This window comes from Gracilibacillus salinarum (assembly GCF_022919575.1).
Taxonomy (GTDB): domain Bacteria; phylum Bacillota; class Bacilli; order Bacillales; family Amphibacillaceae; genus Gracilibacillus; species Gracilibacillus salinarum.
Map to the genome: position 1 here is coordinate 3,183,001 of NZ_CP095071.1, position 16,332 is coordinate 3,199,332.

Consider the following 16,332-nt stretch of genomic DNA (forward strand, 5'->3'; position numbering starts at 1 on the left):
CTGATGTAGCGGTCTTTTTTTATTTTGTATATGAAAGATTAATAGGCTGGGAAAATAAATTGCTGATATATCTAAGGGGCTTCCTGATGGGAGTTCCTTTTATTTTATGGGAGGATGATATTTCATGAAAAGAAAAACATTCGAACAAAAACAGGAAGAAGTGAAGCAATTAACAGAAACGATGGATCATTCCATTGAATCCTATTTTGAAACACCTGAACAAATGGCTGAACACTTAGCTTTTATGATGCAGTTTTATCAATATTCATTACGAAATACAGCCTTAATTCAGAGTCAATTTAAGGGAGCGCAAGCAGTAGGAAGTTATAAGTTTTGGCAGGAAAAAGACTTTCAAGTGCAAAAAGGAGAAAAGGCCATTCAAATTTTAGTGCCAAATAAGACACAACCGAAATTCAAGAATGAAAACGGCAAATGGAAAAGCATAAAAAAGGCGACTGAACAGGAAAAGGAATTATTAAACAAGGGGGAATTAGAGGAAAAGGCAAGTGGGTTGTATTTTGGGAAGGGTAGCGTTTTCGATGTATCACAAACTAATGCAAAAGCTAGTGATCTTCCAGATATTTTTCCAAATAGATGGCTGGAGGGGAACGTTGCAAGCTATCAAAATATGTTAGAAGCTTTGAAAAAAGTGGGAGATAAACTAGATGTGACAATTGGTGAGCCTTTGGAGGAGCTAGGTGCTGCAAAAGGTGCGTTTTATCAAGGGATAAATGGTAGGAAGAATCATATTGGTTTAAATCCACGCAATGGTGAATTGCAAAACGTGAAAACATTAATCCATGAATTGGCTCATGCCAAGTTGCATGGTACAACTGATAAGCATTTCAATCTATCTTCAGAAGAAAAGGAATTCCAAGCAGAAATGACAGCCTATACAGTAGCCTCGTACTTTGATATTGATACAAGTGATTATTCTTTGGGCTATCTTGCAAACTGGACACAGGGCAAGGAATTGAAGGATAAAGCGCAGTTACTTGAAGAAGTAAGGGGAGCAGCTGTAGAGTTTATAGAAACCATGGAGCCTGAATTGATGAAAGAACAGGAGAAAGGCATGGAAAATGGAAAAGATGTGTTCATACAGGCTGTTCACGACAGAAAGGATCTATCAGAACTGACAGAAGTTAATAAAGCGGCGATGGGTTATGTAATTGATCATAAGGAAGAAGAGCATACAAAGGGATTATATTATTATGTGGATGGTGATGTCGTTGTCGGAGTTGATAATTCAACAGGTGAAGCTTGGACGGAGGAATTTGACCATATTGTAAAATGCAAAGCATGGTTAAAGCGATATGATTTGGATATTGAGCAGCCACAAATATTTATTGAATCAACGGAGGCACCAGAATTAGACTCTGATTCGATGATGGATTTTGCAAAAGGTAATGCATTTATGGAGAAGCTGGAGGAAAGATATCAGGATGATAATAGATACTATAAAACACGGTATAGCATTGTTTTTCCTAAGAGCAAGAATTCAAAGATGGAAGTTATTAATATGGAGCGGCTAGATGTTGGTGATGGCGAATTTTTAAATCCTCATCATCAGGCTAGAAAGGAAGGAAATCTTACTGACGAACAACAAATGATGCTTGATGATGCTGTTTATGGTCATTTGCTTGAAAGTGAAAGACTTGATATTAATGATTGGTTGAAAGGCAAAAATGAGAAGAAAAAACTACAAACAGTAGACATGGATATGATGTGATAATCTTCATAGTTTGATATACTTGCTATTAGTGTAATAAGGCTTTCATGGGTGGTAGCTCACCCCTTTTTTGAGAAAGGGGGTGATACGATGACAGTATTCGAAGCGTTGATCCTGATGATCACGTTCGCAACTTTAGTTGTAGCTATACTGTCAGAACAAAAAAAGTAACCACCCGATGAATGCCTAGCCGCATGTTGGTTGGTTACTTTTCTGACCTAAATATGTGAGCTGTCCCCTTGAAGGGCTGTTACACACTAGACCGTTCCATGTACCAGCATGGGCGGTCTTTTATTATTGTATGACTTTCTATATATAGTATACCTCATTTTCTCCGTAAAATAAACATGTATGGATTATCATTGTATGGTTATAAAGAATTTAAAACAAAAAATATGTCGACTTTTAAACTAAAAGCTTTTGAGAACTTGATTATAAAGTGGGTTTGTGTTATTTATGTGTCTTTTGTGTTATCTTTAAAGAAAGCAATACATATTTTAATAGAATTTAAAAGTGAGGTTGTATGAATGAATGAAAGTATGTTTCACCAACAAACAGGTATAAATATTCAAGAAAAAGCTAATTTAATCTGGAGTATAGCAGATTCAATTCGAGGATTATATAAACCACATCAGTATGGAGAAGTTGTACTTCCAATGACTGTTATAAAGCGCTTTCACGATACGTTATTACCAACTAGAGATAAAGTACAAGAAACCTATCAAAAAGTAAAGCATTTAGAAGTAAAAGAAGGATTCCTACAAAAAGCTTCTGGATATGGGTTTTATAATGTAAGCAATTTTACTTTTGAACGTCTTCTTGCTGAACCAGATAATATCGAAGAAAACTTTCTAGCCTATTTAAATGGGTTTTCTGAAAACGTCCAAGACGTTTTAAAGAACTTTGAATTTGAACGAGAGATAAGGAAGCTTGCCAATAATGATAAATTATTCTTTATCATCCAAGAGTTTAATTCTGAAAAAGCGTACATGGGGCCAGACAGAATTACAAGTACCGATATGGGGTACATATTTGAAGAACTCATCAAGAAGTTTTCAGAGAGCTATGATGAGGAAGCAGGATCGCACTTTACCAGTCGTGACATAATTTACCTAATGACAGATCTATTAATTGCAGAAGAGAAAGACGTATTAATTGATGAAGGCGTTGCAAAAACAGTATATGACCAGACAATGGGTACTTCCCAGATGCTGAGTGCCATGGAAGAACGCTTAAAAGCATTGGATGCCGAGGCAGATGTTACTACTTTTGGACAGGAAATTAATGAGCAAACTTTTGCGATTGCCAAAGCAGATACGATGATTCGAAATAGTGACTCAAATAATATGAGATTAGGAAACACACTAACGGAGGATCAATTCGAAGGTTATACCTTTGACTATTGTATTTCTAATCCACCGTTCGGGACAGATTGGAAATCAGAGTATAAAAAAGTAAAAGAAGAACATGACCGTGGTGAAACCGGTCGGTTTGGTGTTGGGCTACCCAAGAAGAATGACGGTCAACTTCTCTTTTTATTAAATGGGTTAAGTAAACTAAAAGACACTGGACGAATGGCAATTATACATAATGGTTCAGCTTTATTTAGTGGAAATGCCGGTGGTGGAGAAAGTGAAATCCGTCGTCATGTCATTGAGAATGATTACCTAGAAGCTATTGTCCAGTTGCCTAATGATTCCTTTTACAACACGGGCATTGCTACATATGTATGGGTTTTAACCAAAGAGAAACCTAAACATCGTATTGGAAAAATACAGCTAATCGATGCTTCCAATATGTATGAAAAAAGAAGGAAAAATATCGGTAGTAAACGAGTTGACATTAGTAGAAATTGCCGCGAAATAATTGTAAAAGCATACGGAGAATTTTTAAATAAAGAATATTCTCTAGGCGAAAGAATGGTTGAATCGAAAATACTAGACAACGAGGATTTTGGCTTATATAAAGTAACCGTGGAAACCCCACTGTATGACGAAGAAGGAAATATTGTGATGAAAAAGAATAAGCCTGTAGCAGATAAAGATAAAAGGGACACAGAAGAAATTCCATTAAAAGAGAACATTCAAGTATATGTGGAAAAAGAAATAAAGCCATTTAATCCTGATGCTTGGGTTGATGAGAAGAAAACTAAAATTGGATACGAAATACCATTCACACGTCTTTTCTATAAATTTGAGCAACCAGAAAAGTCCGATGATATTGCAGCCCGTATTAGAGAAATAGAAAAAGAGATTGTAAAATCCTTTGAAGCCTTGTCAGGTGAGGAGGTAAAAGTGAATGAGTAGAGAGTTAGTAGATAGCGCTGTGGAGTGGATTGGTAAGATGCCGGCTAACTGGAAATTAAGAAGAGTCGGAAATTTATTTGAACAGCGTAGTGAAAAAGTCTCTGATATTGAATATGAACCACTTTCTGTTACCAAAAACGGTATAGTTAAACAATTAGAAACAGCAGCAAAATCAAATGACCATACTAATAGAAAAAAAGTTTGCGTAAACGATTTTGTTATAAACTCACGCTCTGATAGAAAAATGTCTTCAGGGGTGTCCCCGTTATATGGTTCAGTATCTTTAATTAACATTGTATTGCATAGTAGAAATATGGACCCGTCTTTTGTGAATTATCTGTTGAAAAATTACGGATTTGCAGAAGAATTCTACCGATGGGGAACCGGAATTGTTGAAGATTTATGGTCAACAAACTATAGCAGAATGAAAAAAATATTAATTCCCACTCCAGGTTTAGAAGAACAAAAAAAGATTGCTAATCTCCTTGATGATAAAGTTTCAAAAATCAATAATATTACCGATAAATTAAAACGGTCTATTGAGGAATTGAAAAAGTATAAGCAATCATTAATTACTGAGGCTGTAACAAAAGGGTTATATCCAGACATTGAAATGAAAGAAAGTGGGATAAATTGGGTAGGGAGTATTCCTAAACACTGGGGCCTATCGTATTTTAAATATGAAATATACATAAGAGCAAGACTGGGGTGGAAAGGGTTAAAAGCTCATGAATATGTTGATAAAGGTATAGCGTTTTTATCTACTCCTAACATAAAAGGAGAATCCATTGATTTTAACCATGTTAACTATATAACACGGAAAAGGTATGACGAGTCCCCAGAAATTAAATTATCAAAAGATGATGTGTTATTGACTAAAGACGGGTCAACTTTAGGTACTGTAAATGTTGTTAGATCATTATTTGAAGATGCCACAGTAAATAGTTCTATAGCAGTATTAACACCTTCTGTAAGTTTAAATGCAGTATATTTATATTATTTGATAAAGAGTGATTATATTCAAAATGAAATTAGGTTAAAGAAAGACGGAATGGGCGTGCCCCATTTGTTCCAGAAAGACATTAGACAGTTTCGATTGATTCTTCCGCCGTTAGATGAACAAATACAAATTTCAACTTATTTAGATGGCAAAATACAATCGATTAATTTGATTATAAATAATAAAGATAAACTGATATTTGAGTTGGAGGATTATAAAAAATCCCTTATATACGAATATGTCACAGGTAAGAAGGAGGTTATGTGATTGGCTTTTGAAGATACAGAAAAACGCTTTGAAGAGGATATTGAAACATACCTATTAACGGAAGGTGGGTATGTGAAAGGCAATCAAGCAAACTATGATAAAGAAAAAGCTATTGATATCCACCAATTAATAGGATTCATTCAAGAGACACAAGAAAAAGCATGGGTTCGATATAAGAAAATATACGGAGAACAAGCATCTAAGCAGCTATATAAGCGCTTGAATGATGAGATCGATTCCAATGGTGTTTTACATGTACTAAGAAATGGCATAACAGATCGTGGAGTTAAATTAAAGATTGCCTTCTTTCGCCCGGAATCCACTTTAAATGAAAAGACAATACAAAATTACCAATCCAATAAATTTGCGGTTACGCGTCAGTTTGCTTATTCAACAGCAAATAATAATTCTTTGGATATGGTCTTGTCACTTAATGGGATTCCGATTGTCGCAATGGAATTAAAGAATCAAATCAAAGGGCAATCAGTGGAACATGGTAAGAAGCAATTCATGTATGACCGTGACCCAAGAGAGAAATTATTTCAGTTTAATAAACGTGTTCTCGTTTATTTTGTTGCTGATTTAAATGAAGTATGGATGACAACTAAGCTAGATGGAAAAGAGACTTTCTTTTTACCTTTTAATCAAGGGACGAATGGTGCTGGAGAAGTTGGTGGTGCAGGAAACCCTGAGAACCTGGATGGTTATATTACGTCCTATCTATGGGAAAAAGTACTTCAAAAAGATAGCCTAATGAACATTATTCATCGTTTTATGCACTTGGAAGTGAAAAAACAAAAGGTAGTAAAAAAAAGACGCGAGCTAAACAAAGTGAGTTCAAAATTGATTTTCCCTCGTTTCCACCAGCTAGATGCCGTTCGAAAACTGGTTCACACTGTTCGGTTAAAAGGTAGCGGGGATAATTATTTAATTCAACATAGTGCAGGGTCTGGAAAATCCAATAGTATCGCATGGTTAGCATATCATCTTGCTAGCTTACATGGTGATGATGATAAAAGTATATTTAATTCGGTCATCGTTGTGACAGACCGGACTGTTTTAGATCGTCAATTACAAGACACAATCTCTAGCTTTGATCACACGGATGGGTTAGTGGAAACAATTGGAGAAAGAAAAACATCAAGGGATTTAAAAAATGCTATTAATGATGGCAAACGCATTATCATTACAACACTACAAAAGTTTCCTGTTATTTATGAAGAGGTGGATGTTAATCAAGGAAATCGATTTGCGGTTCTTGTAGATGAAGCACATTCCTCACAAACAGGAACAAGTGCTAAAAAGTTAAAGGCGGCACTTGCGGATACAGAAGAAGCTTTAAGAGAGTATGCAGAGCTGGAAGCTGAAATTGAGGAAAATACGCCAGACCAAGAAGATAAACTTGTACAAGAGCTTTTATCACATGGAAGCCATGACAATTTAAGCTTCTTTGCTTTTACAGCAACCCCTAAAGAAAAAACACTTGAAATGTTTGGAACAAAACAATCTGATGATTCGTTTCGACCGTTTCATATTTATAGCATGAGGCAAGCAATTGAAGAAGGGTTTATTTTAGATGTACTGCAAAACTATATGACCTATCAAATGTCTTATAAAATTGCGAAAAACACACCGGACAACCCAGAATTATCAACAACTCAAGGTGTAAAAGCCATTAGACGATATCAGTCCTTGCATCCTCATAATTTACAGCAAAAAACAGCTATTATGATTGAGCATTTCCGAAATGTAACACAACATGAAATTGGCGGCAGAGCCAAAGCGATGGTGGTCACAGCCTCACGTTTGCATGCTGTTCGTTATTTCTTTGAATTTAAGCGTTATATTGAGAATAAAGGATATGACGATATGGATGTGCTCGTCGCATTTTCCGGAACAGTCCAGGATGAAAATAAAGAGTACACTGAAGAGCAATTAAATAAAACAAAAGATGGTAAACGGGTGAAAGAAAATCAACTAAAAGAAACATTTCATACAGATGAATTCAATGTTCTAGTAGTTGCCGAGAAATATCAAACTGGGTTTGACGAACCGTTACTGCATACCATGTTTGTTGATAAAAAACTTTCTGGTGTGAAGGCTGTCCAAACTCTTTCCCGGTTGAATCGTACGCATCCAAATAAAAATAATACCTTTATATTGGATTTTGTAAACGAGGCGGAAGATATTCAGAAGGCCTTTCAGCCATTTTATGAGGTAACAGAATTAGACAAAGAAATTGATGTTAACCTTATTTATGATACGAAAACAAAGCTTAGAAATTATAAAATTTATAACGACCAAGACATAAAAAAACTCACTAAAATTTATTTGAAAAATGGCAACCAATCTGACAAAGATTTGGGAAGAATAGCAAGTCACTTGGTACCAATTATTAAAAGATATGAAGAACTAGATGAACAGCAGCGATATGAGTTTCGAGTAACCGTTCGTAATTTTAATAAATGGTATTCCTATATTACACAATTAACAAGGATGTTTGATAAAGAGTTGCATGAGGAGTTTATCTTCAATTCTTACTTGATTAAATTCATTCCTAAGAATAGTACTGAAAAAATTGATATTGAAGACAAAGTGAAATTGGAGTATTACAAGCTGGAGCAAACTTTTAATGGTGATATCGCATTAGAAAAAAATACAAACGGCTATCAATTAAGTAATCCGGATAACGTGGAGACTGGAATTAAACCACCAGAAGATGATGATTTACTAGAGAATATCGTGAGACGAGTTAATGAAAAATACGATGGTAAAATATCTGAATCTGATCGCGTTATTATTGACGGGGTTACACGTAAAGCGAAAGAATCCAATGATAGATTAAAAAGCCTTGCAAGAAACAATGATGAGGAAATGTTTGAAAAAAGCCTATTCCCTGGAGTTTTCGAAAAGGCTTCTCAAGACTTATATATGGAACAAATGGATTCTTATTCGAAACTATTTGAAGATAAATCGTATTATAATACGATTATGATGGCAGTTGCGAAAGAGATTTACAAGGAATTGAGAAGCGAATAAAAAGTAAGTTTGAGGTGTAATCGATGAATACAAAAAGTCATCAACCATATAAATCTGTCCGTATTTACCCAGAGGATTTTCAAGACTTCAAAGAAATTGCCTTTTATCAAGAAAAGAAGATAATCGAAGTGATTTCAGAGTCGCTCTCGCTGCTTAAACAAAAGGTGAATTTGGATAAAGAAATTGATATTCATCTGACAACAAAGCCTTCAGAAATAAAGAAATGCATTGAAGGTATCGAAGTGCTTATCGCAAATCAAAGCACAAATAAAAATTCAAATGGGATAGACCTTGAAGATAATGACTTCTATAGGAAGTTGAAAGATCTAACTTAAATCATTGTTCAGGATAAAGTTTATAGACTTCTAATTTATAAAATTGGGGGCGATAAAGTTTGAATAGCTCAGTTGTTGAAGTATTAAAAGAGAGCTTAATAGAGAAAAATGTAACTTTTCTTCTCGGTGCGGGAGCATCAGCACCGTATTTTTCATCTTTGGGTAACTTTGAGGAAATACTATCAAATGAGAATATAGATTATCGTGGTAAGAATTTAGTGAAAGCACTTTTTTATTATCAATCTATAAGGGATAACATATATTTACATCATTTTATGTTTGATAAATGCTGTTGCAATGATAAAAAAGACTTAATGCTTTCTATCATAAATGAATATTCTAGATTTATTCACAATGGGATAGAATTTTTAAAGGTAAGAAATAGTAGGATTTCACCTAAAAGACTTAATGTGATTACTACCAATTATGATCTATTTATAGAGTCTTCAATTGACCGGCTACTCGAAATGAATCCCCGAATATTCTTTAATGACGGGACAAACGGGTATGGAAAAAGGGTTATAAGTACGGATAATTTTAATAAAACATTACTTTATTCGGGGGTATTCGATAATTATTCAAATGAGATGCCGGCCGTGAATTTAATTAAATGCCATGGCTCCATAAATTGGAAGGAATATGCGAAAAATAATAACCGTGCAAAAATACAGGTAGCAATTGAGGAGAATTTAATTTCTCCAATAAACAATGATTTAGAAATTGTTATACAAGAGATTAATCAATACTTTAAAGAGTTTCCATTTATCATGAATACTGACTCCCTAGAGAATCTTATTGAAAATATGAATAATATCGAATTAGTTAATGAAGGTTTGATTAACGAGTTAAATTTTATTGGTGAACATGCAGGCGAAAGTTTATCGAAACTCATCGAAAAAATTGAAGCACTACAGATTGTCTTACCAACTAAAGATAAATTCCAAACTACCTTGATAAAAGAACATTATTTTAGCATGCTTAGACTTCTTAGTTATGAACTTGAAAAAAAACAATCCCTACTGGTTGTATTTGGTTTTTCATTTCAGGATGAACATATATTAGAAATTGTACAGAGGTCGTTAAATAATCCAGCTCTTTTAGTTATTATCTTTTGTTTTACTGATAATGAAAAAAGTAATATCATATCACAATTTAATTTTTCAATTGGAAATGTCCCAATTAATATAAAGTTCATTGAACCCAAAGATTTTTTGGTAAAAGAAATGGATGAAGAAGATTATATGGAAGAGGAAGAAAACCAAGACGACAAAAATTTTACTGTAATAACAAATGAAGGTAGAGTATCTATATATTCAAATGTAGTATCAAAACTTGAAAATGAAGCTGGAAATTCTGTTATTCCTGTACTGAATTTTTCGTCATTTAATTCAATATTGGAAATGGATATCGCAAATAAATATATACCTATAGTGGGTAAAGAAACAGAAAAGGAAAAAGAAACAGGGGATACAGAATGAATAGTCTAGAAATTGGGGTAGTTGTTGAAGTAAATGGCTTTGTATCAAAAGTTGCTACTTTTGATGATGCTAATCACGCAACATTTATACATAATGGAGAGTTAATAAAAAACGTTAGTGTCAACAGTTTTGTTATTATTTCCCAAGGGTTTATTAAAATTATTGCAAAAGTGAATTCGGAATCCTTTTGGGATAATTTAAATAATACAAAAGGATACAATTTGGATAATAGATTTTCAAAAAATAGCATTAAAAGACTTATTGAAATCCAAACGATTGGTTATATTAAAAATGGAGAGTTTATAAGTGGAGCTTCATTCCTACCTATGATTGGTAACTTTTGCAATATACCTACAAATGAAGAGATAAATCAAATATTTATTAATAATTATATCTCTGAAGATAATAGTTTTACTATCTCAATTGGGAAGAGTTTAAATGAAAACAATGGCATTTCTTTGCCGATAAATTCATTTTTTGCTTCACATATAGGTGTTTTTGGAAATACAGGAAGCGGTAAGTCGAATACATTACATAAATTATATTATGAATTGTTTACTAGAAATGAGTTACCAAACCTCACAACCAAGAGTTCTTTTATAGTATTAGACTTTAATGGTGAATATGTACATGAAAAGTCTTTTGGCATAAACGATGAGGAAAAGAAGAAAATTTATAATTTAACATCTGGAAATACCTTTGGAGATAAATTTCCAATTGAATTTGATGTTTTCTTTGATGATGAAATGCTTTCAGTATTGTTCTCGGCTACCCAACAAACACAAAAACCTTTTATTACTAGATTATTAAAAAGATCAAAAAAGTATAATTTTGGGAGTAATTCACTTTCTAATTGGGTATTAGCGCTAATTAGGTATATTTATACTGGGATTCCTAATCAGAACATTAGAGATATAATGGTAGAAGTTCTTGAAAAACATATACAAGGTGTAGACCAATACTTAATTAATATCAAGAACACTAAAGTTTATAACGGGGAAAGCCAATATTTTTTTCATAAAGATTGGTATGGAGATAGAAGATGGTTTAGATTCGAAGGTGATTTTAGTCAGGAATCACACGAGGTATTATTATTAGAGGAAATTAGAAACCATATAATTAATACACCTTTGGATGTATTACAAGAATTTGAAATTAGATGCCATCTACAGCTTGTAAATGATTTGTTATATGGAAATGTTGCACAGGAACATATTCTTCCATTACTGAGAAGGATAGAAACACGACTTAGTAAAATTTATAATTATATCGAGATAGTAGAGGAATTACCAGAACAGCCATTCTTACAAATTATTTCGCTTAGAGATTTAAATACAGAGTCTAAAAAGTTCCTGTCCCTCATTATATCAAAGATGTATTTTGATAGTCATAAAATGAAACAAGCGAAAGAAAGTTTCCATCTTATCATTGATGAAGCCCACAATATTTTATCAAATCAATCTTTACGTGAGCAGGATGGTTGGATGGATTACAGATTAGAATTGTTTGAAGAAATAATAAAAGAGGGCAGGAAATTCGGTTTTTTCTTAACCTTGGCGAGTCAACGTCCTGCCGATATATCACCTACAATCCTTTCACAAGTGCATAATTTCTTTCTACATAAATTGGTGAATGAAAGGGACCTACAGATCATAGATAATTCCATATCAACATTAGACAAGGTTTCTAAATCTATGTTACCTGTCCTTGCACAAGGAGTATGTATCATATCCGGCACAGCTTTAACAATGCCTGTAACTGTTTCTGTAGATTTTATTGATAACATTAACTTAAGACCCCAGAGTGATACTGTTTTATTAACTGATTTATGGAAATGATTATTGAATGGGCGAGTTTACTATAACAACTCGAACTTCAAGTGTGAACCGAATGATAAAAAATATGTCCAATTTCATTTTGCTTGCTTTATAAACCAGTGGATAAGTCCACGTAACATACAAGTAGCATACAAAAGTGCCTGCAAGCCTTGATTTTACTACATCCCTCAGTTCTCAAAACGTTAATTTCACAATTATGCAAAACCCCCAATCATTTATGGTTGGGGGTTTTTTATTCAGAAAAGAAAGGATATAAGTGCAGTCTGTAATCATGCTGAACAGGAAAGTGGGTTCTTATAAATTATGTAAAATAAAACCGATTTACAATGCGCAAGTCACGATAAACTATTAGATATTTCGACGGATTACGAATAGAAGTATAATGGTATATAATGTAAATGGTAGGTCTGTTTATAGCAAGAAGAGAAAGGAGTGTGAAATATGCTAGAAGGTAAGATATTTTGGATATTTATGCTAGTGTATATCTTATTGGCGATATTAATAATTTGGCTAGTCCCCATCGATATAGCGATTGTACCGATAGTTATTTTGCCTCTGGTGGTATTTATACCGTATAATATCCTAATCCTAAGAAAAAGGAATAAGGGGAATACTAAAAATTATGAATGAAAGAATGACAGACAGTGATCAACATTTAGCAATGAAGCACGACGTAGTGAAATTATAAATGTACCAAGTATAAGAAAAACTACGGCATTTGCTAACTAGTAGACGATGCAAATGCCGAGTTTTTCTAATTATTATATAATTGCTAACATGATAGAAAGTGTTATCCTTACCGTAAACTGTCTATCTCGAACAATGCAAAAAACTCCTCTTTTAGCTCTGGGTTTTCCTCCATATCTATGGATACATAGGACCGATCTTCTTCTGATAGTTGGTCAATTTGTAACGAAAGGTTTTCCTCTTCCATTTTTTGTTTTATTTCAATCGAATCATCAAGTGAATCTTCGTTGTAGTGAAATTGTTCAAAGGAAACGGTATCTCCATTTTTCCTGTTTCGGCAGTCAGATCTACAGTTTCCACATCATCCCATTGATACACCTCTTCTGAACCTAGTGTGGACTGAATGATTTCTTCGGATCCAATCGCCCTGTAATCATCTAAGGTGAAAAACTGTAAAATAACAAAGATAGCAATTAAGCTGCTAAAGGCTAAAAAGATCTTTTTCCTGCCTGTTTTCCAGATGGTAAGCGGCCCAGCTAACATCATTAGAAATACAAAGAGAAGAATCTGAAAAGTGCCGATCCATTGACTTGAAGCGAGACTTAAAAATAAGTAATCAGGCTCTTGAAATGAAGCTTTTCTTTAATTCTGAGAAATGAATCAAAAGAAAGAAGCCAAAAGGAATGATTAACGTAATGTAGTAAAAAATGCTAAAAGCTCGCTGCTTATAGAAATTCTTAAATGACACATCTTTGACTAGAAAAAGTCCGATTGTGAAAGGCAACAGAGCCATTATAAGATACATAATCAAGGAAAAGAATACCCCATCCTCTTCAATGAATGTATATAATGGAAAGCTAATAAAATAACCCCAAATCATGAGAATGTAGCCTAGGGATCCTTTTATGAAGAGAAGAAACCTTTTTAAAATAGATGTCTCTCCCTGAGTGGAATTGTTTTTGTCTGCAATATGCTGGTCCATGATAGCTCTCATTCGTCTGAAAAAGTCAAGTAAGTAAAAATTCAGTGCAGTGTAGGCTCTTTGTGCATCCTCCGACATGTCCTGTATCGTCTCTGGGTTCGTTTAGCTAATTTCAGAAAATGGTCGCTGGATCATTTCAGCAAGAGCATTTACCTGCTCTTTTACCCACTCAAAGTGAGAAGCATATACTTCATTAAGCCATTCTTCATTCATCATTTCTTCAGGAAGTTCATTATTATTCCGTAAGTGAGACAAGTAACGGAATAATTCGTCATCCGTCAAGTTGTGCCCTGTGCCCTTTAGAACTTGTAACAGTTTCTGCCGTAACCATAACGGTAATTCTGACTCCGTCATCTGTTCTTGCAGCGATGTAAAAAAATCCGTACGTTCCTCATTCGATTGTACCTCCATACCAATCATCTCCTAACTGTAGACTTATTCCTATTATGTTACCGTTTTTCCAAAAAGAGGAATTCGCTTATGTCTATAGTAGCTTAAATTGGAAGAGATGAAAAGAAAAGACTAGCTTTCCTTCAGGTATAGCCCAAAAATATATTAATAGTGCAAAAAAATGTCCCCGTTACATAAAGTATATAAACCGTTGAAAATGTATAGAAATAGAAAAAGTGAAGAAAATCTTAAATAAAAAGAGGTTTTAATCATGAACAGGTTAAATGTTTACAATTACACGTTTCAGAACTTACAAGAAAAAGAGATGACCTTTGATGATGTATTTACGCGAATCAAACGATTTATGCAGAGAGATCCTAAAGGTGATTATCGCTTAATTGTTGGGACAGACTCTCAAGTCCATTGTCACTATGTACGTTTCATTACGGGTATTGTCATTTACCGTGAGCATAAGGGGGCTTGGGCCTGTATACGAAAAAATATTGTAAATAGGAAAATGGAAAACTTGCATGAGCGGATTTCTTATGAAACATCATTAACAGAAGAAGTCGTTTCGATGTTTACCGAAGAACGAAAAGAAACATTAATCAATATCGTGCTTCCCCATATTTATCAAGGATCAAAATTTACAATGGAGGGACATATCGATATAGGTGCCGGTGAACGGAATAAGACAAGAGCTTTTGTAAATGAAATGGTGAACAGAATTGAATCAATGGGAATTGAACCGAAAATTAAACCTGAATCATTTGTGGCTAGTTCCTATGCGAATCGGTACACGAAATAGGTGCATTCTTATATTTTCATAGAGCCTCCCAGTCCATACGAGTATGTAAAGCAACATAAGTCATTATTCATGTACATTGCTTTCCATTTGCTGAGTCATTTTTCCTAACCAAAATAAAAATAATTTTCTACCAATGGTAGGAGATTATGTAAATAGGAATCGGGTATTAATTTAGAGTAATACGAAAGCATTATATATATGGTTAGGTTAGGAAATCCTCTAGAAGGGAGCAAAAGGGAAGATGAAAGAACATACATGTACATTGGGTATTGTTACTCCACCGTGGTATACAGAAAAAATCGAATACAAATTACAAAACTGTCTTCCTGAGTTGTTGAACAAGCATTTAAATGGTGAACAGGAATGGGATATTAAATATTCAGCCGATCCTTTAATTGGTTTAACTGAGCATTCGAAAGAAGTGATGAATGCATTATATGAAAAGAAAGAAGAAGAAGGATGGGATTTGGCTGTATGTTTGACAGATTTACCATTATTCAGGGATAAAAGTTTAGTTGTAGCAGAAGCTAATGAAGCTAAGCAAGTTTCATTGCTTAGCTTGCCAGGAATGGGCGCATTTCCAATAATAAAAAGAATTAGAGAATCTATTATTCAATTAGTGAAAGAAATGAATGGTCAAAATACACAAAAAGAGGCTGGCAGATGGAGTCTGAATGCGTCACAGAATAAATGGAAAAATATCTGGCGCAAAATAACGTTTATGACACCTATAAAAAAAGAAACTGTAGAAATGGACGATCACAATATGGGTGTCCGTTTCACAGTCGATTCGAGATTCAGGGCGGGTATACGCATGGTTACCGGTATGGTACGCGCTAATCGTCCTTGGTCACTATTTCCGTCTTTTATGAAAGTATTGATGGTTGCATTTACAACAGGGATTTACGCATTGGTGTTTCCAACTTTGTGGAAGCTTGGGGGCAGTTATGGGGTAGGCAGAATGTTACTTATTTCAATTATGGCCATCACATCATTAGTAGTATGGATTATTATCTCTCATAAATTATGGGAAAGACCGAACGATAATTTTAGTACGTATTTAAGAAGACTGTATAATTGCACGACTTTTCTTACGTTATTTACTACGATTTTGATTTATTATTTTGTCCTGTATGGTGGTTTTTTATTAGCTGTGTTTCTGTTAATTCCGATGGACGTGCTGCAGGCTCAGTTATCTGGAGAAGGTGGTTTACACCATTATTTCTTAATAGCTTGGATGGCAACTAATGTCTCTACCTTCATTGGGGCACTAGGATCGAGTCTGGAGAAAGAAGAGGTTGTGCTTTCTGGTACTTATGGCTATCGGCAAAGACAGAGATATGAGCTTATAAAAGAAGATAAGGAAAAGCAAAAGGAAGAGGAAAAAAGTTCGGCACCTTCTGCCAACTAGAATTTGCTCATGTTTAATTTTCAAACACCCGTGGTAATTAACATAATAGAGAAACAATAAAT

The 16,332-nt window shown here is 34.1% G+C and carries 12 protein-coding genes; 10 read left to right on the top strand and 2 right to left on the bottom strand.

Annotated elements, in window-relative coordinates; all coding sequences use genetic code 11:
* Positions 1 to 124: 124 nt before the first annotated feature.
* From MUN87_RS14920 to MUN87_RS14950, 8 genes are all read left to right on the top strand, one after another.
* A complete protein-coding gene (locus tag MUN87_RS14920; protein ID WP_244741318.1) occupies positions 125 to 1,729 on the top strand; it encodes an LPD25 domain-containing protein in 1,605 nt (534 codons plus the stop codon).
* A gap of 117 nt (positions 1,730 to 1,846) precedes the next feature.
* Entirely contained in the window at positions 1,847 to 1,900 is a 54-nt protein-coding gene (locus MUN87_RS22455) for a hypothetical protein (protein WP_223280615.1), read from the top strand.
* Between the two features lie 356 nt (positions 1,901 to 2,256).
* The gene (locus MUN87_RS14925) at positions 2,257 to 4,035 is read left to right on the top strand and encodes a type I restriction-modification system subunit M (protein WP_244741320.1); all 1,779 of its coding nucleotides are present in this window, start codon (positions 2,257 to 2,259) and stop codon (positions 4,033 to 4,035) included.
* The gene (locus MUN87_RS14930) at positions 4,028 to 5,302 is read left to right on the top strand and encodes a restriction endonuclease subunit S (RefSeq protein ID WP_244741322.1); all 1,275 of its coding nucleotides are present in this window, start codon (positions 4,028 to 4,030) and stop codon (positions 5,300 to 5,302) included. The genes MUN87_RS14925 and MUN87_RS14930 overlap by 8 nt, the downstream gene beginning before the upstream one ends.
* On the top strand, positions 5,303 to 8,341 hold the full coding sequence (locus tag MUN87_RS14935) for a type I restriction endonuclease subunit R (protein WP_244741323.1): 3,039 nt from the start codon (positions 5,303 to 5,305) through the stop codon (positions 8,339 to 8,341).
* Between the two features lie 23 nt (positions 8,342 to 8,364).
* Positions 8,365 to 8,676 (top strand): hypothetical protein, encoded by a 312-nt coding sequence (locus MUN87_RS14940; protein WP_244741325.1) that lies wholly within the window; start codon positions 8,365 to 8,367, stop codon positions 8,674 to 8,676.
* Positions 8,677 to 8,735: 59 nt separating this feature from the next.
* On the top strand, positions 8,736 to 10,154 hold the full coding sequence (locus MUN87_RS14945) for an SIR2 family protein (protein ID WP_244741327.1): 1,419 nt from the start codon (positions 8,736 to 8,738) through the stop codon (positions 10,152 to 10,154).
* Positions 10,151 to 11,992 carry an ATP-binding protein gene (locus tag MUN87_RS14950; protein ID WP_244741329.1) on the top strand — a complete coding sequence of 614 codons (1,842 nt, stop codon included), beginning with the start codon at positions 10,151 to 10,153 and terminating at the stop codon, positions 11,990 to 11,992. The genes MUN87_RS14945 and MUN87_RS14950 overlap by 4 nt, the downstream gene beginning before the upstream one ends.
* Positions 11,993 to 12,934: 942 nt before the next feature.
* Here MUN87_RS14950 and MUN87_RS14955 read toward each other — a convergent pair.
* Positions 12,935 to 13,225, bottom strand: coding sequence for a hypothetical protein (locus tag MUN87_RS14955; protein ID WP_244741330.1), 291 nt, complete (start codon positions 13,223 to 13,225; stop codon positions 12,935 to 12,937).
* A 538-nt stretch (positions 13,226 to 13,763) separates the two neighbouring features.
* A complete protein-coding gene (locus tag MUN87_RS14960; RefSeq protein ID WP_244741332.1) occupies positions 13,764 to 14,072 on the bottom strand; it encodes a hypothetical protein in 309 nt (102 codons plus the stop codon).
* 250 nt (positions 14,073 to 14,322) lie between these two features.
* On the opposite strand from MUN87_RS14960, the gene MUN87_RS14965 reads away from it, so the two are divergent.
* Entirely contained in the window at positions 14,323 to 14,859 is a 537-nt protein-coding gene (locus MUN87_RS14965; protein ID WP_244741334.1) for a ribonuclease H-like YkuK family protein, read from the top strand.
* 241 nt (positions 14,860 to 15,100) lie between these two features.
* The gene (locus tag MUN87_RS14970; RefSeq protein ID WP_244741336.1) at positions 15,101 to 16,270 is read left to right on the top strand and encodes a hypothetical protein; all 1,170 of its coding nucleotides are present in this window, start codon (positions 15,101 to 15,103) and stop codon (positions 16,268 to 16,270) included.
* Positions 16,271 to 16,332: the final 62 nt, after the last annotated feature.

What these genes read in the sequence shown, in the direction of transcription:
- MUN87_RS14920 (WP_244741318.1), top strand. Translation starts at nt 125, where the DNA reads ATGAAAAGAAAAACATTCGAACAAAAACAGGAAGAAGTGAAGCAATTA.
- MUN87_RS14925 (WP_244741320.1), top strand. Translation starts at nt 2,257, where the DNA reads ATGAATGAAAGTATGTTTCACCAACAAACAGGTATAAATATTCAAGAA.
- MUN87_RS14930 (WP_244741322.1), top strand. Translation starts at nt 4,028, where the DNA reads ATGAGTAGAGAGTTAGTAGATAGCGCTGTGGAGTGGATTGGTAAGATG.
- MUN87_RS14940 (WP_244741325.1), top strand. Translation starts at nt 8,365, where the DNA reads ATGAATACAAAAAGTCATCAACCATATAAATCTGTCCGTATTTACCCA.
- MUN87_RS14950 (WP_244741329.1), top strand. Translation starts at nt 10,151, where the DNA reads ATGAATAGTCTAGAAATTGGGGTAGTTGTTGAAGTAAATGGCTTTGTA.
- MUN87_RS14955 (WP_244741330.1), bottom strand. Translation starts at nt 13,225, where the DNA reads ATGATGTTAGCTGGGCCGCTTACCATCTGGAAAACAGGCAGGAAAAAG.
- MUN87_RS14960 (WP_244741332.1), bottom strand. Translation starts at nt 14,072, where the DNA reads ATGGAGGTACAATCGAATGAGGAACGTACGGATTTTTTTACATCGCTG.
- MUN87_RS14965 (WP_244741334.1), top strand. Translation starts at nt 14,323, where the DNA reads ATGAACAGGTTAAATGTTTACAATTACACGTTTCAGAACTTACAAGAA.
- MUN87_RS14970 (WP_244741336.1), top strand. Translation starts at nt 15,101, where the DNA reads ATGAAAGAACATACATGTACATTGGGTATTGTTACTCCACCGTGGTAT.